Annotated in this window: 21 protein-coding genes; 17 read left to right on the plus strand and 4 right to left on the minus strand. The window is 53.6% G+C overall.

Annotation, left to right across the window (positions count from 1 at the left end; translation table 11 throughout):
- The first annotated feature begins 86 nt into the window (after positions 1-86).
- From QM016_RS05065 to QM016_RS05100, 8 genes are all read left to right on the plus strand, one after another.
- Positions 87-1,463, plus strand: coding sequence for an FtsX-like permease family protein (locus QM016_RS05065; RefSeq protein WP_282710565.1), 1,377 nt, complete (start codon positions 87-89; stop codon positions 1,461-1,463).
- Positions 1,464-1,651: 188 nt separating this feature from the next.
- Entirely contained in the window at positions 1,652-2,029 is a 378-nt protein-coding gene (locus tag QM016_RS05070) for an acylphosphatase (protein WP_016477603.1), read from the plus strand.
- 92 nt (positions 2,030-2,121) lie between these two features.
- Complete coding sequence (locus QM016_RS05075; protein WP_016477602.1) at positions 2,122-3,882, plus strand: 1-deoxy-D-xylulose-5-phosphate synthase; 1,761 nt, start codon at positions 2,122-2,124, stop codon at positions 3,880-3,882.
- A 425-nt stretch (positions 3,883-4,307) separates the two neighbouring features.
- Positions 4,308-5,498, plus strand: a complete 1,191-nt coding sequence (locus QM016_RS05080) for an FprA family A-type flavoprotein (RefSeq protein WP_282710568.1) — start codon at positions 4,308-4,310, stop codon at positions 5,496-5,498.
- 170 nt (positions 5,499-5,668) lie between these two features.
- Positions 5,669-7,006 carry a hemolysin family protein gene (locus QM016_RS05085; protein ID WP_282710570.1) on the plus strand — a complete coding sequence of 446 codons (1,338 nt, stop codon included), beginning with the start codon at positions 5,669-5,671 and terminating at the stop codon, positions 7,004-7,006.
- 178 nt (positions 7,007-7,184) lie between these two features.
- The gene (locus QM016_RS05090; RefSeq protein WP_016477599.1) at positions 7,185-8,219 is read left to right on the plus strand and encodes a hypothetical protein; all 1,035 of its coding nucleotides are present in this window, start codon (positions 7,185-7,187) and stop codon (positions 8,217-8,219) included.
- A 64-nt stretch (positions 8,220-8,283) separates the two neighbouring features.
- The gene (locus tag QM016_RS05095) at positions 8,284-8,721 is read left to right on the plus strand and encodes a YtxH domain-containing protein (protein WP_016477598.1); all 438 of its coding nucleotides are present in this window, start codon (positions 8,284-8,286) and stop codon (positions 8,719-8,721) included.
- An 84-nt stretch (positions 8,722-8,805) separates the two neighbouring features.
- Positions 8,806-9,765 carry a hypothetical protein gene (locus tag QM016_RS05100; RefSeq protein WP_016477597.1) on the plus strand — a complete coding sequence of 320 codons (960 nt, stop codon included), beginning with the start codon at positions 8,806-8,808 and terminating at the stop codon, positions 9,763-9,765.
- A gap of 21 nt (positions 9,766-9,786) precedes the next feature.
- On the opposite strand, the gene QM016_RS05105 is transcribed toward QM016_RS05100, so the two are convergent.
- From QM016_RS05105 to QM016_RS05120, 4 genes are all read right to left on the minus strand, one after another.
- Positions 9,787-10,983 carry an Nramp family divalent metal transporter gene (locus QM016_RS05105; protein ID WP_282711453.1) on the minus strand — a complete coding sequence of 399 codons (1,197 nt, stop codon included), beginning with the start codon at positions 10,981-10,983 and terminating at the stop codon, positions 9,787-9,789.
- Positions 10,984-11,198: 215 nt separating this feature from the next.
- A complete protein-coding gene (locus QM016_RS05110) occupies positions 11,199-13,079 on the minus strand; it encodes a CBS domain-containing protein (protein ID WP_282710573.1) in 1,881 nt (626 codons plus the stop codon).
- A 301-nt stretch (positions 13,080-13,380) separates the two neighbouring features.
- Complete coding sequence (locus tag QM016_RS05115) at positions 13,381-13,731, minus strand: cupin domain-containing protein (protein WP_016477594.1); 351 nt, start codon at positions 13,729-13,731, stop codon at positions 13,381-13,383.
- A 44-nt stretch (positions 13,732-13,775) separates the two neighbouring features.
- Positions 13,776-14,273 (minus strand): FGGY-family carbohydrate kinase, encoded by a 498-nt coding sequence (locus QM016_RS05120; RefSeq protein WP_282710575.1) that lies wholly within the window; start codon positions 14,271-14,273, stop codon positions 13,776-13,778.
- A gap of 104 nt (positions 14,274-14,377) precedes the next feature.
- Between QM016_RS05120 and QM016_RS05125 the strand changes: the two genes are divergently transcribed.
- From QM016_RS05125 to QM016_RS05165, 9 genes are all read left to right on the plus strand, one after another.
- A complete protein-coding gene (locus QM016_RS05125; protein WP_282710576.1) occupies positions 14,378-14,587 on the plus strand; it encodes a hypothetical protein in 210 nt (69 codons plus the stop codon).
- Between the two features lie 137 nt (positions 14,588-14,724).
- Complete coding sequence (gene lsrF / locus QM016_RS05130; protein WP_016477587.1) at positions 14,725-15,603, plus strand: 3-hydroxy-5-phosphonooxypentane-2,4-dione thiolase; 879 nt, start codon at positions 14,725-14,727, stop codon at positions 15,601-15,603.
- Between the two features lie 205 nt (positions 15,604-15,808).
- Entirely contained in the window at positions 15,809-17,134 is a 1,326-nt protein-coding gene (rmuC, locus tag QM016_RS05135; RefSeq protein WP_016477586.1) for a DNA recombination protein RmuC, read from the plus strand.
- A 57-nt stretch (positions 17,135-17,191) separates the two neighbouring features.
- Positions 17,192-17,833: a transaldolase family protein gene (locus QM016_RS05140; protein ID WP_282710578.1), complete on the plus strand. Its 642-nt coding sequence runs from the start codon at positions 17,192-17,194 to the stop codon at positions 17,831-17,833.
- A gap of 330 nt (positions 17,834-18,163) precedes the next feature.
- On the plus strand, positions 18,164-20,077 hold the full coding sequence (dnaK, locus tag QM016_RS05145) for a molecular chaperone DnaK (protein WP_282710579.1): 1,914 nt from the start codon (positions 18,164-18,166) through the stop codon (positions 20,075-20,077).
- 137 nt (positions 20,078-20,214) lie between these two features.
- A complete protein-coding gene (gene grpE, locus QM016_RS05150; protein WP_282710580.1) occupies positions 20,215-21,117 on the plus strand; it encodes a nucleotide exchange factor GrpE in 903 nt (300 codons plus the stop codon).
- A 35-nt stretch (positions 21,118-21,152) separates the two neighbouring features.
- Positions 21,153-22,085: a DnaJ C-terminal domain-containing protein gene (locus QM016_RS05155; RefSeq protein ID WP_016477582.1), complete on the plus strand. Its 933-nt coding sequence runs from the start codon at positions 21,153-21,155 to the stop codon at positions 22,083-22,085.
- A gap of 3 nt (positions 22,086-22,088) precedes the next feature.
- Positions 22,089-22,553: a MerR family transcriptional regulator gene (locus QM016_RS05160; protein WP_016477581.1), complete on the plus strand. Its 465-nt coding sequence runs from the start codon at positions 22,089-22,091 to the stop codon at positions 22,551-22,553.
- 105 nt (positions 22,554-22,658) lie between these two features.
- Positions 22,659-24,305: an ABC transporter ATP-binding protein gene (locus QM016_RS05165; protein WP_282710584.1), complete on the plus strand. Its 1,647-nt coding sequence runs from the start codon at positions 22,659-22,661 to the stop codon at positions 24,303-24,305.
- Positions 24,306-24,333: the final 28 nt, after the last annotated feature.

The following is a 24,333-nucleotide window of genomic DNA, read 5'->3' on the forward strand; positions in this document are numbered from 1 at the left end:
ATTCGCCTGCCGCGCTGCATGATGGTTATGATCGACACGCCAGTCTGGCGAGAAGTTCGTGATGGTAGAGAAAAGAGCGTGATGTCATGAGCCTGCTTTCAAAAATCGCGATTGGTAATGTTCGGCGCAATCTGAAGGATTTTGGCGTGTATTTTGCCGCCTTGGCAGCGGGAGCTTGCCTGATATATTCCTATACGGCGTCCGGAGATTATCTCTTTATGCTGGTTGAGGATGAGTTGGTCCGGAAGATTTTTGTGACGGCAGCGCGCTACATCATGGCCTTTGGTATTTTGCCGTTGTTGGTGTTTGTAAACGTCGCTTCGTATGCCAATAAGTTTCTGATTCGTCGCCGGCTGCCGGAGTTTGCCCTCTATGAACTTGCGGGACTCGAGAAACGCAATGTCAACACGGTACTGCGCCTTGAAACCACGCTTGTCGCGGGCAGTGCCTTGGTGACCGGCCTTATAGCGGGAGTGCTTATCTCGCCTTTCGTTGAGCTTATTGTCGCTTGGGCATACCGTTTGCCCGCCCGTTTTATCATGGTTTTCTCGCCATTTGGCATAACGCTCACAGCTATCGTGTTCGTGCTGACGATTGTGATACTGTCTCGCGGAAGCCGCCGCGTTTTGCGCAAATCGACGCTGCTTCGCATGATGGTTGCGAAAAAGGAAAACGACGCGTCAAAACCAATTTTAGGCGGACGAGCGGTTGTAGAGTTGATTTTTGGCGTAGCTTTGGTCGCTGCGGTATACATAATCTGCTTAAACGCGCCTACTACTTTTCTGGTGTGGATGTTCCCGCTGGGCGCTTGCGCTATTTTTGGCTCGTTTTTCATATTCCGCTCAACGTTGGCGCTGCTGCCGCGCTTCATCAAGAAAGTTCCCGGCCTGTGGTACCGAGGGCTGACGGCGTTTACCGTGCGTCAAACCGAAGGGGTAGCGCGCAACGCTGCAAAAGCGATGACCTGCTCGGCAGCGCTTTCTTCGGTTGGCATGTGCATGTTTGTATTTGCTGTCGTCTTGCATGACAAAATTGGGGCGCTAGCGCTTGAAAGGGAAACGCAGTTTGAAGAGGCTTCAGGTTTGATTGGCGCGCTTATTTTTACCTGCGCGTTTTATGCGGTGGTGCTGCTGGTGTTCGCGTCGGTCATCCTTGCGATACAGCAGCTGTCGCTTGCCTCCGATAATCGCGAGCGTTACCGCAAGCTTGTTGAACTAGGCGCTTCGAATAGGATGCTCTCAGAGAGCCTGCTTGCAGGTGTGCTGTTTAACTTTGCTCTTCCGGGTATCTTTACCGCTGTTCATGCCATTTTTGGCTTAAACGTCATTCGTTTCATGAGTATTGGTTTGCTTCAAGCTGATATTGAGCCTGCTATTTGGCCTGTCGCTGCGCTGACGCTTGCCGGATTTGTGGTCTACTTTCTTATCACCTATGCGGGAGCCAGAAGGAATGCGCTGGCCTAGAGGTTATTTGGAAACGTGCAGCCCCCTGGAGAGTGAAAACGGTTTGCCTAAGGGCTGGATGAAAACACCCCCGGGGGACTGGACGGAGGCAACCCAGACGCAGTTTGACTTAAGAGCTCATGCGATTGGTGATATGGTATGCCTATACGGCACCGCAGCCGAACAGACCACGGAGAACGGATGCGCTCATGTCAGGCATATTGGGCTTTGGACAACGCAAAGACAGAGATAAAGGTCCTCATGGCGACGCAGACAAGCAGCTGGGCAACCAGGGGCTCAAACCGGGAACACGCAGGCTCGCGCTGCGCTTTTGCGGAGAAGTCCAGGGCGTCGGTTTTCGCTGGACGGCGCAGATAGTAGCGGATCGCGTGGGCTGCACCGGTTGGGTGAGAAACGAGTTTGACGGCAGCGTATCTATGGAACTACAAGGGACGGACGAGCAGATAGGCCTTTGGTTTAAGGGATTTGCGAAAACCTACGCGCACCGTCCGCTTGCATATCGCATTGACGAGAAGCGCGAACTTGCTCCCATAGCTGATGAACGCCATTTTGAAGTGCGGTTTTGATATTGCTGCAGATACTGCTGAAAGACTTCCGTATAGCGCGTCCATGTGCGGGGTACTAACCTTTAGCATCCCAGCATATAGAAAGGTTTCGCATGTATCTCGAGAAGATCGACGGTCCTGAAGATGTTAAAGCACTTGACGCGGCAGGTCGACAAGGCCTTGTCGATGAGATTCGCTCGGCGCTGTTGACCAGAGCCTCAAAGCATGGTGGTCACTTTGGCCCCAACTTTGGCATGGTGGAAGCTACCGTTGCGCTCCACACCGTATTTGATTCTCCGCGTGATCACATTGTCTATGACGTTTCTCATCAAACGTATCCGCATAAGATGCTGACCGGGCGCAAGGAAGCCTTTGTCGACCAGGCGCACTACGATGACGTGTCTCCCTATACCGATCCTGCGGAAACACCGCACGACCTCTTTAAGATTGGACACACGTCTACATCTATCAGCCTGGCGCTCGGTCTTGCGAAAGCTCGCGATTTGCGCGGTGGTCACGAAAACATCATCGCTGTAATCGGAGATGGCTCGATGTCTGGCGGAGAAGCGCTTGAAGGTCTGAATGTGGCGGGCGAACTTGATTCAAACTTCATAATCGTTTTCAACGACAACCAGCGCTCCATTGCCGAAAATCACGGTGGTATGTACGATCAGTTCAGGGAGCTGCGCGAATCCAATGGCGCTGCGCCCAACAACCTCTTCAAGTCTATGGGGCTCGATTACCTCTATGTCAATGAAGGCAACAACACCGAGGCTCTTATCGCCGCATTTAAGCAGGTCAAAGACAGCAACCACCCGGTAGTGGTGCATATCAACACGCTCAAGGGCAAGGGATATGAGCCTGCGCTCAAAGACGAGGAAGCGTGGCATTGGCATGGTCCGTTTGATATTGCTACAGGTCAGAGCCTGAGCAGTGGTTCCGCTTCTGAGTCGTATGCCAATCTTGCCGGCGAGTACCTGCTTGAGCGCGCTGAGACGGACGAGAACCTTTTGGTTATCGCTTCGGCGGTTCCGGGCGCATTGGGCATGTCGCCTGAACGGCGCAAGCGCCTGGGCCGACACTATCTTGACGTGGGCATTGCGGAAGAAACGGCTGTGGCAATCGCTTCGGGAGCCGCTCATGCCGGGGCTCATGCGGTATGGGGTTCCTCAACCACCTTTCAACAGCGCGTATATGATCAGCTGAGTCAAGATCTTGCGGTCAACAGCAATCCTGCGGTAATCGTAGGCAATTCCGGCTCGGTGTGGGGCATGAGTGATGTGACGCACGCGTCACTTTGTACGATTCCGATGATTGCCCATATTCCAAACATTACCTATCTTGCGCCAACAAATGCAGAAGAGTATCTTTCTATGCTTAATTGGGGTCTTAACCAGGAGAAACGTCCGGTCTTTATCCAGGTTCCGGGAGGCCCTGTCCACCACGCTACAGGTCCCGTTCGTAAGTCTTACGACGACGTGCGCTCTGAGGTAGCGCGCCGCGGTTCCAAGGTAGCGATTTTCGCCTTGGGCAGTTTCTTTGGCATGGGCGAGAAGGTCGCGGACATGCTCCGCGGGTCTCTCGGCTTTGAAGTAACTCTCGTGAATCCTCTTTTTGCATCCGGTCTTGACACAGAACTGCTCGACAACCTGGCCGTCAATCACGACATCTTTGTAACGCTCGAAGACGGTCAGCTGGAAGGCGGTTGGGGCCAGACTCTTTCCTCCTACTTCGGCGGCTCCGATAAACGCGTGCTTAACTACGGCATCAAGAAGGGTTTCTACGATCGCTTCAAAGCGGATGAGCTGCTGCGGGAAAATCGCCTTGAGCCGGAGCTTATTGTCGCTGACGTTCGCGCCGCTTTACAGCGCTAGTGCGTGAAGCCTTGGAAAGGGCGTGGGTTACTCGAGAAGGATGTTGGCTATGCCGGAAGGACGTGGGTTACTCGAGAAGAGCGCGGGTCACTCCAAAAAAGTGTATGAGTTGTGATGAAGTTACTGCACAACTCCTAGAGTTTTTAGGAGTATTTATCACAACTGTCACCCTTATTAGGAGATTTCATATCACAACTCATGCCCTTTTTTGGAATCGCCTCCAGATAGTCTCGAAATCGCTCCCTCGTAATTGTCTGTCAAATGCTATGCTCATACTAGTAAAAGCGCTTTGGTCAGCTTTGCCCAGCTTGGATCAGTCTGGATTAGCTTCAACCAGCCCGGCCCAGCCGCAACCAGCTTGACCAGCCCGGCCCAGCCGCAACCAGCTTGACCAGGACCAATCACCTAAAACCACGGAGGATCGTATGTTGAGCGCAGTGCAGATAAAACCAGGCGTCTATGCCGTTGGCGCTATTGACTGGAACGCACGAGAGTTCCACGGCTATACCACCGAGCAAGGCATCACATATAACGCGTATCTTATCCTAGACGAGAAGATCACGCTCATCGACACTGTCAAGTACACCATGACAGACGAGCTCATGCAGCGCATCCAAAGCATCATTGACCCGTCAAAGATTGACGTTGTGGTATGCAACCATATCGAAATGGACCATTCAAGTTCACTGCCGGCCGTTCTTAAAGCCGCGCCGAACGCCGCTGTCTATGCCTCCGCGCCGCAGGGTGTCAAGGAGCTCAAGGCCTTTTACGGTAAAGATCTTGAGGTCAACGGCGTAAAGACAGGGGATACTCTGAGCATTGGCAAACGTACCCTCCATTTTGTGCAGACGCCAATGGTGCACTGGCCCGACAACATGGTCACCTATTCCAATGCCGACAAGATTCTTTTCTCAAACGATGCGTTTGGCCAGCACTTCGCTTCGTCCACACGCTTTGATGACGAGAGCGACTACTGCGAGGTTATGAAGCAGGCGCGCAAATACTACGCCAATATCGTGCTGCCGTATAGCCGCCAGGCGGACGCTGCGGTGGGTGCGGTAAAGAAGCTGGGGCTGGAAAATATCGACATCATCGCGCCGGCTCATGGCGTTGCCTGGCGCTCTCATATCAAAGACATCATCGACTGCTATGAGGAGTGGACCTCAGGCAAGCTCAAAGAAAAAGCGCTGGTCGTGTACGACTCTATGTGGGGATCTACCGATAAGATGGCGCGTGCTTTGGTAGACGGTTTTCTCGCGCACGGTATTCCTGTACAGCTTTGCGACCTTAAAGAAACGCACATCTCCAACGTCATGTATCACTTCCTTGACGCCAAGTATGTGTGTGTTGGTTCGCCTACGTTGAACTCCAAGTTTTTGCCTACGGTGAGCGGCTTTTTGACCTACATGACGGGTCTCTCGCCTCAAAACGACCACCGCGTCGGCTTTGCCTTCGGATCCTACGGCTGGGCTCCCCTTGGCCCTAAGATGGTCGAGGAAGAGCTGGAAAAAGCCGGGTTTATGATGCCTCATGGCAAGGCGTATACCATCGGTTGGCTGCCTTCTGAAGAGGATCTTGCGGACGTTCGTGCGCAGGTCGAGAAACTCGTAGACTAGGCATGCGCTAGCCGACTGTGCACTTAGCTACCGTGCGTTTAGCGACCGTGCCTTTAGTTGGTTACGCTTTTATAAAGAATGTGTACGCAGAATGTACACGCAAAAGCTGCGTAGACGTACAATGTCTACGTGGCTTTTTAACTTCGACTAGGCAGGTGCCCATACCTTAGATGGACGTAGCGTTAAGTATTTTAGTGACACTGCTTTTGACCTTGGCAAACGGCTATTTTTCGGCTTCCGAAATGGCGGTTGTGAGCGCGAGAAGAACCTCGCTTGAACCTGAGGCGGAGGAAGGTGACGAGCGTGCTCAGGCAGTGCTTGACCTGACTAATAACTCCGGCTCGTTTCTGGCGACGATTCAGGTGGCCATCACGCTGGTCGGTTTCGCGTCGTCTGCGTTTGCGGCAACAAGCCTTTCCACTCCCTTTGGCAGCTGGCTGACAAGCATAGGCATGCCTGCAAACTTCTCGCACCCTACGGCAGTGGTCATTATCACCTTGGTACTCTCTTATTTCTCAACGGTCATCGGAGAGCTGGTGCCCAAGCAGATTGCCCTTACCAACGCCGAAAATGTCTCCAAGGCGGTTGTGGGTCCTATCCGCTTTTTCATGATGCTGGCAAAGCCGATTGTCTTTTTGACCTCGGCGTCTGCTAACGGCATCGCAAAACTTTTGGGTGTTGACGTGAACGAGGATCACCAGGACTTCTCCGAGGAAGAGCTTCGCTACATCGTCAAGGATTCCGATGAGCTGACCGAAGAAGAAAAGTCGATGATTCACGAGGTTATCGACATGGGCGATACGGTTGCTCGCGAGGTCATGGTGCCGCGGGTTGACCTGACCACCATGGAAGACACCTCAACGCTGTCGGAAGTTCTGGCGGTTATGCGTAAGACCGGCTATTCGCGCATACCCATCTATCACGATAACGTTGACCGCATTGTGGGCATCGCGCACATCAAAGACATTATTGAGCCCATGCTTGAGGAAAACGCTGGCGAGAAGCGCATCGCGCAGTACGTCCGCGCGGCAGACTATATTCCGGACACCAAAGACATCATTCCGCTTCTTTCCGAGATGCAGTCTTCTCGTGATCAGATGGTCATTGTGGTAGACGAGTACGGCGGCACTGCTGGCGCCATTACCGTCGAGGACATTGTCGAGGAGATTGTCGGTGAGATTGCCGATGAGTTTGATCCCGACAACAAATACCTGACGCAGCTGAGCGACAGAGAGTGGCTGGTAGACGGTCGCTTCTCGCTTGATGATGCTTTGGAACTTGGATGGCCTGTCGAGGATTCCGAGGAGTATGAGACCATTGCGGGCTTTGTGCTTGAGCTTGCGGACCGGTTGCCGCGGCCGGGGGATACCTTTGAGAAAGACGGCTGGCAGTTCCGTGTGCAGATGATGCGTCGGCGCAGGCTGTCGCTTTTGCGGGTAACGGCTCCAGAGGTGCCCGAGCAATGCCAAAAAGACGAGAAATCTCATGAAGAGACTGGGGAATCATGACCGCTAGCGGACATTCCAGCAGCGAAGCACTCTTTTTTACTACAATATGATGAGCGCGTGAAGCTAAAGTGTGAGTGTGAAACCAAGGCGTGGGTGTAAAGCGTGAGCGTGAGCGCGTGAAGCGAGACAAGAACAGTGCGTAAGGAATCCTTTCGCTTGAACAGGAAGAGGACGAAGCATGGCAGGGTTAATTCACATCAAAAAAGTTGTCATTGGACCAAAAGTCCTTGACGCCACCATACAGTTGTCGGATGACGCGCCGCTGATGACCTCTGATGACGCGCTGGGAACCAGGCGTGTTGTCGATCTCATTCCGGGTGTCGAGAAGCACGTCTGTCTTGGAGATGCGGCTCCACAGTTCGGTGATGTTGTTCGTGACACGGAAGTGGCTCATCTGCTTGAGCATGTAACCGTTGAGCTGCTCGCCCTTACCAACCGCGCCGGCGATATTGCTTCCGGCCGCACTACGACACTTGATAACAGTCTCCGCCTGTTTGAGGTGAGCCTGGCATGTCCCGACGACGTGTTGGTAGCGGGAGCTCTTTCCAGCGCGGCGTGGATTTTGGACTGGGCATATGCTGGCGGCGAGGATCCCAAGCCCAACGTTGACGCTATTGTCCAGGGCCTGGTGGCTCTCGTTAAAAGCGTTGACGGCGAGGACGAATTGGAAGATGCTCCAGAGAGCGCTTCAGAAGATACGCTAGAAGACGCGCCAGAAGAAGCAAGCCAGCATGAGGGCGCTTCTGACGGCTCCTATGCCGAGAAGGACGATGTAGCTGAGGTCGCTGAAGAGTTTATCGAGAAGGAGCTGGCAGAAGAGGCCGATTATGAGGCTTCAGGAGCATATGAGTATGAGGCGGATGGGAGTGACGACTCCGTTTCATACCGTGAGGGTCACGACACCTCCGCCGGCGCTTCATTTTATGATGACCAATATGCGCGTGACGCTTCCGAAGATGATGATTACGTGGAAGATGATTGGTACGACGATCAGCAGTCCGATGGAGGAGCGCCTGCCGAAACGCACGAGCCGTATGTCGAAGAAGACGAGGACGCAGGTACGGCTGATGTCGCCGACGCAGCCGCCTCAGATGCGGAAGAGGATAAGGCCTCGGTCGATGAGTCTGACGCGCATGAGCGCAATTCATTTGATGACGATTTGCCAGACGACTGGAGTATGATTAACGTGCCAAGGCCGCGACCGGTTCGATAGGCGCTCCAAGGCATTGTGTTTGGGAGGGAGAGCAGCAATCGCGCTGCCCCGATAGGAGGTTCCTATGAGCAAGAAGTCCGCTGGGTTTTTAGTCGGTGCTATTTTTGGTGCGGCGGCAGGCGCTGCTGCCGGTCTGCTCCTTGCGCCGCGTCCGGGTGACGAGACCCGCGCAATGGCCGCTGACGCTGTCAATGATGCTTGGGATTCCGCACTCGATTCATATGAGCGCACTTCTCGCGTCGTGAGTGACCGCATTGGTGAGGTGCGCCCTGTGGTTGATCAAAAGACCGACGAACTTCGTGCCAAGGTGGACCTTGCTCGGGAGCGTATGGATCAGCTGCGTGAGTCGCTGTCTGACGCCGTGACGTCCGCTTCGGAACAGGTGCAGCATAACGCCGAGGCTGTCGCGGATTCTGTTACGTCCTATACAACTCCCCATCCCTCTGAGGCCGAGGGCGTGACTATTGAGACGGTGACGTCTGAGCACCCTGACGTTCACTAAACGTTCGCTTGGGCTGCCAGGTTATCAGTACGGTATTGAACGGGACGCTCGCAGCGCCCCGTTTTCTATAGGAAAGGTTTTCATGTGAAGTCATCTGAGCTGGTCGGGGTCAAGGTCTATCTCCCTAAAAAACAAAGCAAGAAGGACAGCAAAAAGGGAATTCAGCGCTTTTCAAAGCTCGGCCGCGTTCATGTGGTGGTGTTTGATTCCGACTACCCGCGTGTAGTGGGCGTTATGGTCAAGCGTCCTGATATTGCAGGTATGGTTCACCGTGACGATATGTTCGTTGCCTTTGACGCGCTTTCAACCTTTGAGAAGGGTTTTTTGGTGGCGGACCCCGATGAGGCGCTGGACAAAAAAGCGATTGCGAGACTTGAGCTTGACTGGGATCGCTGCATCATGTGGCATGGCATGCAGGCAGTCACCGAATCGGGAAAGGTTCTCGGTTTTGTGAGCGCCGCGGATTTCGACTCCGCTACCGGTGACGTCAATGCCTTCCTAGTAGACAGCGGGTCTTCCGCGGCGGCTCTTATCGGCTCATTTGTAATTGAGCCCGAGTGGGTGCTGGGGTATCGCGATGACTCAATGATTCTTACGGCCGATGCGGAAAACGCCGGGCTTTCCGGTGGTCTTGCCGGTAAGGCAGGCGAGGGATACGCCGCCGCTGCCGCCAAGGGCTCTGAGCTGGCTGGAAAGGCGGGAAAAGCGGTATCTGCCGCAAGTGTGAAGGGCGGACGCTCGCTTGGACGCATGATTGGTAAAGCCAGGCGGGCTCTTGAAGACGCCTCTGAGTCCGATGATGCTGGTGGGCCACGGCCAGATCCGGTGCCTGTCGATGCTGTCGCGCTTGAAGCTCCTGCTGCCGAGAAGAGCCTTGATGGCGATGTGTCTGAAGAACCTGTTAAGACTTACGCTCCGAAAGCGCACAAGCCGAGTAAGAAAGAAGCTCCCGACGACGTAGCAAAGAGCTTCGGCAAACAGCTGGGCCGCATGGGTAAGATGTTTTCTTCCTTTAAGGATGAGTTTGACGAGGCAAGTAAGTAGCCGCGCGGTTTTTTGGGGTTCTTAAAGCCCCATGGCCTGCAAGACAAACATGACAATCGTTAAGACAATGACCGTCATGATGGTAAACCACGTCAGACCGTTCCAGATGCGACCGTTGGCAAACGCGCCCATGATGTGTTTGTCCGCTGCGATAATAACCATAAAGATGAGCAGGACAGGCAACAGGATTCCATTGATGACCTGGGCGACAAGCATGATGCCAAAAAGGCTGACGCCCGGAATTAGAATGACTGCGGCAGAAATAATCAACACCAGCGTGATGATGCCATGATAAAGAGGAGCCTCGGACCAGGTTCGGTCCGCGCCACGCTCCCAGCCGAATGCTTCGCAGATAGCGCTTGCAGTAATGCCGGGCAAAACACAGGCGGCAAGAAATGAAGCGCCAACCATGCCCAGAGCAAAGAGCGTTGAGGCGTACTGGCCCGCAAGGGGAACTAGCGCAGATGCCGCTTCCGCGGCGGAGTCCACGCGGATGCCAGCAGGGAAGAGGACCGTTCCTGTAGTCAGCATGATAAACCAGGTGATAATCTCCGCCAGTACAGCTCCGGCAATGTTGTCGGCGCGCTGCGCGGGAATGTCGCTGGTGTCCAGGTTCTTCTCGACAACGTTTGAGGCAACCAGGAACATCATGTAAGGGCTGATAGTGGTGCCGATGTTAGCCACCAAAAGCGAGATGTACGAAGGGTCGGTGGACATCTGCGGGATGGCCGTCACGCGGAGCGCTTCAAGCCAGTTGGGTTTCGCGAGGACGCCCGCTACGACATACGTCACAAAAATGCAGCTGATAGCCAAAAGAATCTTTTCGATGCGGCGATAAGAACCTCCGACCGTGAGGATCCAGACGAGCAGGGCGCTGATGGACACCGATACATACGTTGGGATGCCGAAGAGGTCCATACTTGAAGCGATGCCCGCGAATTCCGAGAAGGTTACGGCGATGTTTGAGATTAAAAGCGCGAACATCGCTACAGTTGAGAGACGGATGCCGAAGCGCTCACGTATGAGAGAAGCCAGACCCTTACCCGTGACACACCCCATGCGAGCAGAAGTTTCCTGCACAACGATAAGCAAAAAACACATGATGGGCACGGTCCAGAGCTGGGTGTAGCCGAAGGAGGCCCCAGCGCTGGAGTATGTTGCGATGCCACCGGCATCGTTACCGGCAAACGCCGCTAAAAGTCCCGGCCCCATTGCCATGAGGATGTACTTCCAGCTGTTCTTGTTGACCTCTGGCTGTCGGTGTTCAGCGGTGCTCGCGTTCTCACCGATGGAAGCAATGGATTTCGTACTGGGTTCTGTACCCAGCGCCGTGCCAAGCTTCGCGCCCGGCTCTACGCCAGGTGCTGCACCAGGTCCTACGCCAGGCGCCGCTCCGGCACCTTGTCCTACGCCCGGTTTCATGCCGCCGCTCATTACAGTACCGTTCCCGCAACGGTCTGCAGAACGAAAAGACCGCCTGCAGCCGCCAGATACGTGACCACGGCGATGGCCATTGACGTAAGGGAAAGCGCGAAGCCTGAAGTTTCCTGGTTCTTCTCGTCACGGTGACGAAGAACAGAGAGGTAGACGGGGGTTAGAAGGAACGAGAGCAACGTTGAGATGGTTGCTGCTCCAAAGGCCGAGATGACCACATGGTGAATGGTGACGCCTGCGGGAACGTTGATGAGCCAGTTCATGATGACCGCGTCAAGACCAGCTCCGAGCGCGGCAGTGACGCCTGATACTAGAAGGCCTAAAAGCAGTGAGCGAAAACCAAAGCCCAGGATAGAAGGGGAGTCTTCGCTGCCTGGATCGTCTTCAAGGAAGAAGTTAGTAACGTAGCTGATGGTGTCATCTGCGAGGATAAGCGCGACAGGCATGGCGAGACAGGTAAAGAACACCAGCGTTGGGGCGATGCTTGTATTGAAGAACGCGGCTGCTGCTGCCGATGCTACGCCGGTGGCAATAATCCAGAAAAAAATCCAGACGTTGCGATGGAAGAACCAGATAACGTCGCGGCTGCGCTCGCTGCCCTCACTATCAGAGCTTCCTCCTGCGATTTGCAGGTCTTCAGCGTGCTCTTCTTCAAGGACGTCCAGCGCGTCGTCGACGGTAACGATACCAAGCAGGCGCTGATCGTCCGAAACAACGGGCATGGCAAGCAGATTGTATTTGGCGATATTGCGCGCGACATCCTCCTGGTCGTCTTCGGGTGACGCGGTAACAAGGTTCTTGTTGGCAATCTCATCGAGCTTTTGGCTTTGGTCAGAGACGATAAGCTGATTTAAGGTGACGATGCCCGAAAGGCGGCCGTCTGAATCTGTGAGGTAAAGATAGCGCACCGTCTCAAAGTCCTCGTCAAGGGCGCGCAGCCGCTCAAATGCGTATGCGACCGTCTGATCTTCCGGCAGTGAGAGCGCCTCCGAAGTCATAATACGACCAGCGGTATCCTCACGGTATCCCAACAGCTGGCGGATAGCGCGCTGTTCCTTGACACCCATCAGGCGCAGGAGCTTCTCGGCACGGTCATAGCTTAGTTCGGATACCAGCTCAGCGGCATCGTCCGGATCCATCTCAGACAGGATGCGGGACGCCTCTTTTTCGTTCATGCCGCCGATGAGCTCAACGGCCATGGCGTCATCGTTGAACTCCGCCATAGCGCCGGCACGTTGCTCGTCGTCAAGTTGCGCGAAGACCTGGCTGCGCAGACGGGAGTCCAGGCGCTCGATAATGTCGGCGACATCGGCGGGGTGCAGCTCATCAAGGGTTTTGTGTGAGACGGACAGTTTGACGTTGGAGAGGTCGCGCTCCACAAGATCCATGTAGCTCCACGCGATGATGCGCTCCGGTATGGGACGACCCATGGCGCGTGCGGCCCGGATGACAATCTTTTCAAGCTTTGGTGACAGGCTGCGCAAAAGTCCCCGCACGCCCACTTCCGCGCCAAGCAAACGAAGCTGTGTTGAACTGGTGTCGGAGAGCTTGAGATCGTTTACGCGGACAACGCGAATGCCGCGCGTGTCTACTATCTGCTTGTTGAGAATGTCGCGGGCGAGAAGTACCTCATTAGGTTGCAGGTACGAGAAACGAATCTCAGTAGAGGGTACCTTCAGCTTAATGGTGTCTTCATCGTAGGATTCCACGTACTTGCGCCAGGAAATCATAAGGGGCGTGCGGCCGGGTCCCATGAATGCGAGGGAAGTGATGCGGGGAAAAACCTCGCCGGTAGCAATGCCAAGATCGGAAACGGTGCCGATCTTCTCGCCAAGTGAATCCATGACAGGATTTCCAAGAAGTTGAGAGAGATAAATCATGTGTGCTCCTTTGTGCGGCTTGCGCGCAGGCAAGCAGCGAACTTGCGATTACACCCCTGACGGTGCAATCAAGCACACCGTGAGGGGTCAGCGACTGTGAGGTCGGGGTTTCATGCTGACCTTTCTCCTTAATCTCTTTTTCTTTATGACAGGTCTCATGGCAGCGTTCTAACAACAGCTGCTCTGTCAATAATCAAGAGCATTGTAACAGCCATAGAAGGCGGCAACGGCGAGAAACTTTTGTGATGTTTATTTTTACGATGAAGGCGCCGGTGGCCAAATCGACTTCCAGCGGGCGCCTTTAGTATTCGGGGTTATCCACCTCTACCTTGTCAGATTCCTGGAACGGAGCAAGGGTGGATATCATGACCATGGTTTCGTCGTAGGGATTGTTGACATAATGAACTTCACCAGGCTCGATGTGAATGAAGTCCCCAGCGGAAAGCGTGTGAACTTCACCATCGACAACGATATCAACCATACCGCGCAGAATATGGAAGTTCTCTTCCATGACATGATGATAATGCGCCTGGAAATTTTGCCCCGGCTGGAATTGGACGACCGCGTAATTCATACGGGGGCCTTTCATAAGGTATTTTGGTCCCGAGTCGCCAAAACGATACTCAAAATCGCTCTCATGCACGACAAACATAGACATATCCTTTCATGTGTGAGTTTTTGGATAGTAATCTGTCTTTACAGCCCCGGCGCTCTCCAGAGGCCCTTGGTTTTTCCGGCTTCAGACAATGCGAGCTGAGCCTGATACACTTCTTTCCATGTCTCATACAGTTTCTGGTAGACGGCATGATTATCCGCATTGGGCTCAAAGGTTTGTTCCCATCTGACAACACGCTTGGCTCCTTCGGCAATGCTGGGATATATGCCTACTCCGTATCCTGCGAGAATTGCCGCGCCAAGGGCTGTAGCCTCCTTGACTTCAGGGACACGAACGCGCTTGCCGCATACGTCTGCAAGAATATGGGCCCATAAGGGGCTTTTGGAAGCTCCTCCCGCAAAGACCAGTTCGTTTGGTTCGTTGCCGGTGGCGTCTTTGACCAGATCGATATGGCCTTTGACGAGAAACGCTGTGTTCTCAAGAATTGCGCGGTAGAACGTATACTTATTGAAGCGCTTGGCATCAAGCTCGAAATTAGTAAATGTAGGACTCGCGTGAGTCCAGTGAATGTAGTTCATTACATCGCTGAAGCAGCAAAGCATCCCCGCAGTCCATCAAGTCCTACTGTGAGCATGGCACTATTTACAACTGGGGTCTTTGGGATTGCGCTGTTCAAGGCGCTATGGGCTGCTACGTTGCGGCATACCTCGCCGCTGGCAATGAAGTTAAGGTTGGCGATACCATTTCTATCCCGAGTATTGGCGATGTCAAGGTAGAGGCAAATGATTCCATTGCCGAAGGCGCCAAGACTGCCGAGAAGAACAACGGCGTAGTACTTTTGCCTGAGCGCCTGGTATTCACAAAAGAGAACATGAATAATTACGCGTTCTAGTATTCGGTTTAAGCATCCAAGCGCTTCTCGACACTGAGGTTGAGCGCTTAGACAGCTCATTTTGTTGTACCTTTCTGCGTCGCATCGGCTACTGCCTCTGCCGGTGCGTCGCAGATTCGCCTAAAGAAAGGATTCATATGGCTGATCTTGATGGCCTTAAAGTTGCTAAGGATTATCACGTTGATACTCCTTTCGCTAACGACCAAGGGTTTTATGTAAAGGGTGCGAATAATCTTGATTGGGGTATGCAGAAGCATCTTTCCAATATCTTTGACCCTAAGAGCGGCAATACGGTCATGTTCGCTTTTGATCATGGGTATTTCATGGGCTCAACGGCCGGTCTTGAGCGTCTTGACTTGCTGCTTCCGCAGCTTGCTCCCTATGTTGATTGTTTTATGGGCACGCGAGGCGCGCTTCGTAGCTGTGTTCCTCCTCAAATATCCAAAGGTATCGCGCTTCGCGTGACTTCAGGCTCTTCGATGCTCCAGGCCGATCTTTCACATGAGGTCGTTGCTGTGGATATCGAGGACACTATCCGCATGAACGCCGACTGCATGGCTGTTCAAACATTTATCGGAGCTGACGGTCAGCTTTCCAGCATTGACAATCTGAGCCAAGTGGTCAATGCCGGTTTCCATTACAGCATTCCAACACTCGGTGTTTGTGCGGTTGGCAAAGATATGGAGCGTACGGGTCGTTTCTTCAAGCTGGCTACCCGCATCATTGCTGAGATGGGCGTCCAGATTGTGAAGACTTATGACTGCGAAGACTTTGAAGAGGTTGTAGCTGCTTGTCCGGTGCCGATTGTGGTTGCCGGTGGTAAGAAGCTGCCTGAGCGCGAGGCTCTCAACCTTGCTTATGACGTTATCAGGAAGGGTGCTCGTGGTGTTGACATGGGGCGCAATATCTTCCAGAGCACCCACCCCTTACAGATGGCCGAGGCTGTTCGCAAGATTGTGCATGAAGGAGCAACTGACGCTGAGGCGTGGGAGTTCTTTGAGGACGCGACGCACTAAGCAGATTTCAACTCCGCTTCGCTAAGAGTTTTGCTATCTCCCTCTTCTCATAGCGAGAAGCGCTTGGAACCTCAGGCGCTTCTCGCTTTTTGTTTACTAAGAGTGGATCGATAGCGTTGTACCATGATGGCCGCCTTACAATGTAGGGGTATACAGGACGTAGAATTGGAATCGTCAAACAATTTGGATTGAGGCTGGGGTCAATATGCAAACAGATACGCTGATTTTGATTGTTGCTGCTGCGGCTGCTGTTATGGCCGCTATTCTTGCGGGTATGACCTGGAGCCGTACGAGAGATTCCGCGGAGACTTTCGCTTCGCTCTCCACGACTATCAGTGAAAAAATTGATTCAGAGATGAAGCACACACGAGAGCAGTCCCAGGCGTCTATTGACGTGCTTGATCGCAGACTTTCCGAAATGACAGGTAAAGTTAACGATGTGGAACGTGCGATGGGGGATTTCAGAACAAGCACAATTAAAGAACTCGGCGATGCTCGGGCTGCACAAGAGAAGAGCTACGCTGCCATGCAAACCGGCATCAGCGGGACTTTGAAGGGCGTCCAAGACAGTGTTTCTCGCCAGCTTATTGCTATTCGCGAGGACAGCAGCAGGAGCCTTGAGCAGATTCGTGCCACCGTTGACGAGAAACTCCAGAAAACGCTGAATGACCGTATCAGCGAGTCGTTTAAGCTCGTCAACGATCAGCTAGATTCTGTTTCCAAAGGGCTTGGCGAGATGCGCGGAATGGCGCAGAGTGTCGGTGATTTGCGCAAAGTCCTTTCCAACGTTAAGACCAGAGGCATTGTTGGCGAGGTGCAGCTAGGAGCAATCCTTGAGGAGGTTCTTGCTCCAGAGCAGTATGAAACCAATGTGGCGACCGTTCCCGACAGCACCAATAGGGTTGAGTTTGCCGTCAAGATTCCCGGCAAGGACGATGAGTTTGTGTACCTGCCTATTGACGCAAAATTCCCTGGCGAGGCCTACGGACACCTGGAAGATGCGAAAGAAGCCGGCGACGCCGCGGCCATTGACGTCGCTTGGAAAGAACTGGAAACTCGTCTGAAAAGTGAGGCGAAAGACATCCACGAGAAGTATGTTGCCCCGCCGGCGACCACGTCATTCGCGGTTTTGTTTTTGCCCTTTGAGGGGCTGTATGCCGAGGTAGTGAATCGCACAGGTTTGGTCGAGCAGATTCAACGGGAGTGGCATATCAATATTGCCGGTCCGTCCACTATGGCAGCACTGCTCAACGCCCTGCAGATGGGATTTCAGACCGTGGCCATTCAAAAGCGTGCGGATGAGATACAAAAGGTGCTTGCGGCGGTCAAGGCGGAGCTGCCCAAGTATCGGCGTGAGCTTGAGAAGGCGCAGAAGCAGCTGAATACGGCATCGAAGACTATCGACGGGCTTGTTGGCACACGCACGCGGGCCATGGAGAAAACTCTCAAGGGCGTGACCGCCGTTGGTTCTTTGGATGAAGCAGACGGGCTTCTCGGCATTGAAGACCAGATGGATGACGGGGACGAGTAGCTACGACAATGCATGAAAGGGCATAGCAACCATGGAATTTATTCTTGATACCGCTATTTGGATGCTGTAAAGAAGCTCGATGAGTTACTAACTGTTGCCGGCGTGACTACCAATCCCACAATTATTGCCAAGAGTGGTAAGAGCCCTGAAGATGTTATCCGGCAATTCGCGGAGTATTTGCATCCTGAGCAGAAATTCTTTGTCCAGACAGTTTCAACAGAGTATAAAAAGATGCTGGAAGAGGCCCGTTACATTTGCAGCCTTCGTCCCAAAAACACATATGTCAAGATTCCTGTTACCCACACAGGTTACAAGGCGATAAAAAAGCTGAAATCTGAGGGTCTTGGCGTTCTGGCAACAGCCATCTATTCTGCTGATGAGGCCTTTTTGGCAGCGTTGAATGGAGCTGACTATCTGGCTCCCTATGTCAACCGCATGTGCAATTATGGCGATGGCATCGGGCAGGTCATAGATTTGCTTCAGATGCTTGAGACCCAGGGATTGAACTCGAAGGTCATTGCCGCGTCATTTAAGAATGCCGAGCAGGTTCACACTCTTATCACTGCTGGCATTCAGGCAGTGACTGTTCCACCTGAAATCGCCTATACGATGATCGGTCATCCTGGAACTGAGATTGCCGTTAAGGAGTTTACTAAGAACTGGCAGGCTACTTACGGTCGTGATTCTCTGAGAGGCTAGCAACTTGTCAGAGAACTTGTTGCACTTTCATTTCTTCATACATGAGGCGATGCTATTAGACTCTTGGTTCCGCTTTCCGTAGCTTTCCGTTTTCTCCGACTTTGAAGTTCTTTGCCTCTTCGCATCAATTTTGGCGGAGATAATTTCTCACATAAAAACCTTATACAAAGACACTTAGATTATGTATATAAACTTGACATAGGGGGAATAACCTCAACCGTAAAGCAGAAACACCGCAGGCGTGGTGTGGAGAAAAGTCCTGTTGGAGAGGTAGTTTCATAACAAGGGGCTTCTCGCCAACTGAGCCTGCAAAGGAAAGGAACACTAACTATGGGAAAGATTCTTGGTATCGACCTTGGCACCACCAACTCGGCTATGGCCGTCCTTGAGGGCGGAGAGCCGACTATTATTGTGAATGCTGAGGGAGATCGTACTACTCCGTCGGTCGTGGGCTTCCGCGCTGACGGCGACCGCATTGTTGGTAAAGCGGCAAAGAACCAGGCTGTCACCAATCCGGTGAACACTGTGTTCTCCATTAAGCGCTTCATGGGCCGCAAGTTTGACGAGGTTCAGTCCGAGATGAAGACCGTTCCGTACAAGGTCAAGTCCGGTACTGACGGTCGCGCGGTCGTGGAGATTGAGGGCACCGATTATACGCCTGAGCAAATCAGCGCCATGATTCTCTCAAAGATGAAGGCTGATGCCGAGAAGTACCTCGGTGAGAAAGTGACCGACGCTGTCATCACTGTTCCTGCCTACTTCAATGACTCTCAGCGTCAGGCAACCAAAGACGCTGGTAAAATCGCCGGCCTCAACGTTCAGCGTATTGTCAACGAGCCGACGGCAGCCGCTCTTGCCTATGGTCTTGATAAGAAAGATAAGGATCAGAAAGTTCTCGTCTTCGACCTTGGTGGCGGCACCTTTGACGTCTCGCTTCTTGATCTTGCCGACGGCGTTGTTGAGGTTCTTGCTACCAATGGCGACAACCACCTCGGTGGCGATGACTGGGACCAGCGCGTGATTGACTGGCTTGCCGATAAGTTCAACTCCGACAACGGCATTGATCTTCGCAAGGATCCTATGGCGCTTCAGCGCCTGAAGGAGGCTGCGGAGAACGCCAAGAAGGAGCTCTCAAGTGCTCAGCAAGCACAGATTAACCTGCCATTTATTACCGCCGACGCAACCGGTCCTAAGCACCTTGACTATACGCTGACTCGCGCTGAGTTTGAGCGCATTACGCGTGATCTGCTTGATCGCTGCAAGACTCCAGTAACCAAGGCACTCCAGGACGCCGGTCTCCAGATTTCCAGCGTTGATGAGGTTATTCTTGTCGGTGGCTCCACTCGTATGCCTGCCGTTCAGGATCTTGTAAAGACCATGACCGGCAAGCAGCCCAATATGTCCGTGAACCCGGACGAAGTTGTTGCTGACGGCGCGGCTGTTCAGGGCGGCGTTCTGACCGGTGACGTTTCCGGCATCCTGCTTCTGGATGTTACCCCGCTTTCCCTTGGCGTTGAGACCATGGGCGGCGTGATGACCAAGATGATTGACCGCAACACCACCATTCCGACGTCCAAGACCGAGATTTACTCCACGGCCGCTGATAACCAGACGTCCGTTGAGATTAACGTCCTGCAGGGCGAGCGCGAGATGGCTGCGGACAACAAGTCGCTCGGTAAGTTCAACCTGACCGGCATTCCGGCTGCTCGTCGTGGTACCCCGCAGATTGAGGTTACCTTTGATATCGACGCCAACGGCATCGTGAAGGTCACCGCAAAGGACAAGGCAACGGGCAAGTCCCAGGAGATTACCATCTCCGGCTCCACGGCGCTTTCTGATGACGAAGTCGATCGCATGGTCAAGGACGCCGAGTCCCACGCTGAGGAAGACAAGAAGCGTAAGGACGAGATTGAGATTCGCAACCAGACCGACTCGCTTGCGTACGGCACCGAGCAGACCCTGAAAGATCTGGGCGATAAGGTCCCCGAGGATCAGAAGAAGGCTACCGAGGAGGCCGTCGCTGAGGCTCGCAAGGCGCTTGAGGGCACCGATATCGAGGCTATCAAGGCGGCTGGCGAGAAGCTCCAGGAGGTTGGACACAAGCTCGCCGAGGTGGCGTACGCTGACGCCCAAGCTCAGACCGCTGGCTCCGATAACGCCTCTGCCGACAACGCCAACGCGGCTGACGGTGATGTTGAAGACGCTGATTACGAGGTTGTTGACGACGATAAGTCTCAGAACTAAGTCGCGGGCGGAAGGGCTTCTCGCCGCTGCCGTACAGCAAACGGGCGGATAGAGAGCGAGCAAAAGCAATGACGTTCGCATCGGGGAGGTGGCCGGCTTTGATTGGCTGCCTCCCTCACATATAGAAGGAGGGTGACGTGAACGTGCCAATCGATGAAGTGGGCAAAGATGCCAAGGGAGGCAATGACGCCGCTTTTGAGAATGAGAACAACGGAAGCGCTCAGACGGGTGCTGCGGGCGTAGATGGCGCTGCGGTGACTGGCGCTGCCGGCGTAGATGGTGACGCAGTAGCTGGCGCTGCCGGCGCGGTCGCTGTTGACAGCCTTGATGAGCAGGCCATGGTTGAAGAAGCTATCCGCCGCGGAGAAGAGCAGGCGGAACGCGAGATTGCGGAAGACGCCAACAAAGCGCGCGCTGAACGAGATGCTTTACAGTCTCAGCTTGACTCTATGGCCGATCAGATTGAGGCTGCCAAAAAGGAGGCCTCAGAAGCTACTGACAGGTTCATGCGCTTGCAGGCTGACTGGGATAACTATCGCCGCCGTACGGCTCAGGAGCGCTTGGATGAGCGCGAGCGTGCAACGGAGAAGCTGGTAATCGAACTCCTGCCGGTCATTGATGACTTAGAGCGTGCAATAGAGCATGCCGACAATTTGACAGACTCGCAGTCGGTGCAGTTTGTTGAAGGCGTTTCGGCAGTGAAGAACAAGCTTGTGGGCGTGCTCAACAAAGAGGGCGTCAACGTGATTGATCCTGCCGGCGAGGCATTTGATCCGCTGTCACATCAGGCGGTCGGCCAGGTCGAGGACGCTGAAGCCTACGATGAGAGTGTTGCGCAGGTGTATCAGAAGGGTTATCGCATGGGTGGCAAGGTTATCCGTACCGCTATGGTAACGGTAACCCACGGCGGCCCTAAGCGCCCTGAACAGGACGCGGCGGAAGCTTCCGGTAGCCACGGCATGACAGGCAGCTCTGACAATGGTGCCAATGCCGACGGTTCCAAAAACGCCGAGTCCGGTGATGACAAGAGCAAGAAGTAAGTAAAGTTTTTTATGAGAGGAGGTCGTGCTGAATCATGGCCGGAAAGAAAACATTTTATGACGTTCTGGGGGTGAAGCGCGACGCCTCGAAGAGCGATATTCAAAAAGCCTTTCGCAAGCTTGCCGCTAAGTATCATCCTGATGCGGGTGGCGATGAGAAAAAGTTTAAGGAGATTTCTGAGGCGTACAACACGCTCTCAGATGAGTCTAAGCGCAAGGAATACGACCAAATGCTCATGTTTGGCGGCATTCCCGGCTCGGGCTTTGGCGGTCGCGGCACGCAGGGTGGCTATACCTATACCACCAACGTTGATGGCGCCGATTTTGCCGATATTTTTGGCGGCATGGGTGGCATGGGCGGCTTTGATTTCTCGTCTATCTTCGGCGGCGGTAGAGCTACCGCTAACAGGCCGTCTGCCGGCGGAGATTTGACGATGTCCGTTCAAGTGAGCTTTAACGAAGCTCTCAAAGGTACTTCTCGCAAAGCAACCTATCGCATCCCTTCAACGGGAGAGGAGCAGACGCTTACTATCAAAGTGCCTGCGGGCGCTTATGACGGCATGAAACTCAGGTATAAGAAGCGCGGTGAGTACGGGAGCAACGGCGGACAGCGTGGCAACTTGGTGGTTTCCATTAAAGTTGATGAGCATCCGCTGTTTAAGCGTGACGGCGCGGACGTGCGTATGGAGCTGCCTATCAGCATGTATGAAGCAGCTTTGGGCGCGACGGTTGAGGTGCCTACGCCTGACGGAACAACGGTCCGCCTGAAGGTTCCCGCCGGTACGCAGAACGGCAAGACGTTCAGGTTCCGTGAGCTGGGCGCGCCGCGCGTGAAGAATCCGGAGTCCCGTGGCGCTTTGTACGTGTCGGTCAAGGTAAAAATTCCTACAAGACTGACCAAAAAGGAGCGCGAAGCGTTGGAATCTTTGAAGAATGACGACGCGCGTAGCTACCGAAAGGATGTGTAAGCGATGGCGCGCAAGAGTGACGAGAATCGCAAAAGTCGGGAAAGTCGCAATAAGCCGCTGTATATGATCAGCGTTGCAGCCGAGCTCACCGGCATGCATCCGCAGACGCTGCGCGTGTATGAGCAGAAAGGCCTGGTCAATCCGGGCCGATCTCGCGGCAATACCCGTCTGTACTCGCGTGCGGATATCGACCGGCTCAATCTTGTGGCAAAGCTGACAGACGAGGGCATCAATCTTGCCGGCGTTGTGCGCATCCTTGATATGCGTGAGCGCGCTGTCGAGAAGGACGATGAGATCGATGAGCTCCGCGCTCGCGTTCGTGAGCTTGAAGATGAGCTGCATGAATATAAAATGCGCGAGCGCATCACTTCGCTTGCCCGCTACGAGGAGTCAAGTCCCGAGCAGATCATGCAGCGTCTTTTAGGCATGTCTTCAGATTCTGATCCTGAGGATACGAAAGAGGTATAGTGCCTATAGTCTCGGGAGAAGAAGAGCGAGTTAGGACGCAAAGGCCATAGAGGCGTGCACCATAGGGATGCGCACCGCAGGCTAACTTCGGAGAAGGGGAAGTGCATGCTGAGATATCTCTATCTGAATCAAAAAGGCAAACTCATTCTCTTTGTTGTTTTCTCCCTCCTAAGCAGTTTGTTTGAAATAGCGCTTTCATATGTGATGCTGCAGTCCGTTGACCTTGCCGTGAGCGGTCAGCTTTCGGATGCCTTGAACTACGGGCTTTGGTTTGCCCTGTATATTGCTTGTTACTTCTTTGTGGATCTGCTCTGCAGGCACCTTCGCTGGGCGGTGCTTCGCGGCAGCCAGACAAATTTGCGTGATGATCTTATGCAACAGATCCTCAAGCAGCCTGTTCCTGAATTTCATACGCACAATACTGCTCAGTGGCTTTCCGTACTTACCAATGATCTTGATCTGCTTGACGAGACCTATTTTCGTGTCTTTGTCGATACGCTGGTGGATATTTTCTCCGGCGTCGTCAGCTTGGCGATCCTTCTGTTCATATCACCGTGGCTTGCACTCTTTATTCTCGCTATGATCGCCGTTCAGATGCTGATTCCTAAGTTTATGGCGCCTCGTATTTCCAAAAGGCGAGCAGAGCAGTCTAAGTCGGCAGAGCGTTTTACGGTCACCGCCAACGAGCATCTTGAGGGCTTTGACCTCCTGAGAAGCTTCCATCTTAGTGAGGCTTCGCGAGAGGCAATGAGTGAGGCAAACCGGAGTTGGGAAGAGAGCAGGTTTCAGGCGCGCTATGTGAGTTCGCTGGCACGCCTGCTTTCCTTTACCGTAGGCCAGATCATCTACATCGGCATTTACTTCATCGGAGCCATCCTCACTCTTCAGGGTCTGATGACAGTCGGCATGATGGTGGCGGCTTCTCAGCTTGTGGTCTACATTGCAAGCCCCATCCAAAATGTCAGCGATGCCATCACTGATATGCGTGGCGCCAAGGAGATCATCAGGAAGTTCCGCGCTCTTCTCGATAGGAAGGACTCTGCTGAAGACGGAACAAGAGATATCCCCTCGCAGTTCTCAAGCCTTACTGCAGACCATGTTTTTTACAGTTACGATAAAGAGCGTCCTATCCTATCGGATATCAGCTTCAGCCTTGAGCGCGGCGGCAAGTATCTTCTTGAGGGAGATTCCGGAAGCGGCAAGACTACACTGATCCATCTGCTGATCGATGCGCTGCAGCCGGACAAAGGGCAGATCCTTTTGGACGGACATCCCATCAAAGAGTATAAAAGCGAGAAGTATGCCCGCTTTATCATCCCCTGTTCTCAGCAGACCTTCATTTTTAACGCAAGTATCCGAGACAATATCACTTTATTCCAGAAGACTTTTAGCGACGAAGAGGTAATTGTTGCTCTCAAGCAATCGGGCTTTGAGGAGATCCTCACGCGATATCCGGAGGGTCTGGATCACCTGATCCACCAGTCGGGAAGCAGTCTTTCCGGGGGAGAGAGGCAAAGGCTGGCGCTGGCCCGCATCTTCCTCTTCAAGCCTCAGATCGTGATCTATGACGAAAGCTTTGCGCACCTGGACGCCGCATCGGTTCAAAGTTTGATTGATGCGGTGATGGCGGATACGGACAGGACCGTTATCATGACGTCTCATCAGGTAACGCCTGAGATCAGAAAGCGTTTCCGGTCTCTTGTTCTGAGGAATGGGGATGTCCGAGAGCAGGGTAAGGACGACTGCCGCTAAGGTTTCTTGACATAGTTGTAATACATGA

The sequence above is a fragment of the Lancefieldella sp. Marseille-Q7238 genome, assembly GCF_949152215.1.
In the GTDB taxonomy this organism is placed as follows: Bacteria; Actinomycetota; Coriobacteriia; order Coriobacteriales; family Atopobiaceae; genus Lancefieldella.

What these genes read in the sequence shown, in the direction of transcription:
- QM016_RS05090 (WP_016477599.1), top strand. Translation starts at nt 7,185, where the DNA reads ATGGCAGGGTTAATTCACATCAAAAAAGTTGTCATTGGACCAAAAGTC.
- QM016_RS05110 (WP_282710573.1), bottom strand. Translation starts at nt 13,079, where the DNA reads ATGATTTATCTCTCTCAACTTCTTGGAAATCCTGTCATGGATTCACTT.
- QM016_RS05075 (WP_016477602.1), top strand. Translation starts at nt 2,122, where the DNA reads ATGTATCTCGAGAAGATCGACGGTCCTGAAGATGTTAAAGCACTTGAC.
- QM016_RS05065 (WP_282710565.1), top strand. Translation starts at nt 87, where the DNA reads ATGAGCCTGCTTTCAAAAATCGCGATTGGTAATGTTCGGCGCAATCTG.
- QM016_RS05105 (WP_282711453.1), bottom strand. Translation starts at nt 10,983, where the DNA reads ATGGCAATGGGGCCGGGACTTTTAGCGGCGTTTGCCGGTAACGATGCC.
- QM016_RS05160 (WP_016477581.1), top strand. Translation starts at nt 22,089, where the DNA reads ATGGCGCGCAAGAGTGACGAGAATCGCAAAAGTCGGGAAAGTCGCAAT.
- QM016_RS05165 (WP_282710584.1), top strand. Translation starts at nt 22,659, where the DNA reads ATGCTGAGATATCTCTATCTGAATCAAAAAGGCAAACTCATTCTCTTT.
- QM016_RS05115 (WP_016477594.1), bottom strand. Translation starts at nt 13,731, where the DNA reads ATGTTTGTCGTGCATGAGAGCGATTTTGAGTATCGTTTTGGCGACTCG.
- lsrF (WP_016477587.1), top strand. Translation starts at nt 14,725, where the DNA reads ATGGCTGATCTTGATGGCCTTAAAGTTGCTAAGGATTATCACGTTGAT.
- QM016_RS05155 (WP_016477582.1), top strand. Translation starts at nt 21,153, where the DNA reads ATGGCCGGAAAGAAAACATTTTATGACGTTCTGGGGGTGAAGCGCGAC.
- QM016_RS05120 (WP_282710575.1), bottom strand. Translation starts at nt 14,273, where the DNA reads ATGAACTACATTCACTGGACTCACGCGAGTCCTACATTTACTAATTTC.
- QM016_RS05070 (WP_016477603.1), top strand. Translation starts at nt 1,652, where the DNA reads ATGTCAGGCATATTGGGCTTTGGACAACGCAAAGACAGAGATAAAGGT.
- QM016_RS05080 (WP_282710568.1), top strand. Translation starts at nt 4,308, where the DNA reads ATGTTGAGCGCAGTGCAGATAAAACCAGGCGTCTATGCCGTTGGCGCT.
- QM016_RS05085 (WP_282710570.1), top strand. Translation starts at nt 5,669, where the DNA reads ATGGACGTAGCGTTAAGTATTTTAGTGACACTGCTTTTGACCTTGGCA.
- QM016_RS05095 (WP_016477598.1), top strand. Translation starts at nt 8,284, where the DNA reads ATGAGCAAGAAGTCCGCTGGGTTTTTAGTCGGTGCTATTTTTGGTGCG.
- dnaK (WP_282710579.1), top strand. Translation starts at nt 18,164, where the DNA reads ATGGGAAAGATTCTTGGTATCGACCTTGGCACCACCAACTCGGCTATG.
- QM016_RS05125 (WP_282710576.1), top strand. Translation starts at nt 14,378, where the DNA reads ATGGGCTGCTACGTTGCGGCATACCTCGCCGCTGGCAATGAAGTTAAG.
- rmuC (WP_016477586.1), top strand. Translation starts at nt 15,809, where the DNA reads ATGCAAACAGATACGCTGATTTTGATTGTTGCTGCTGCGGCTGCTGTT.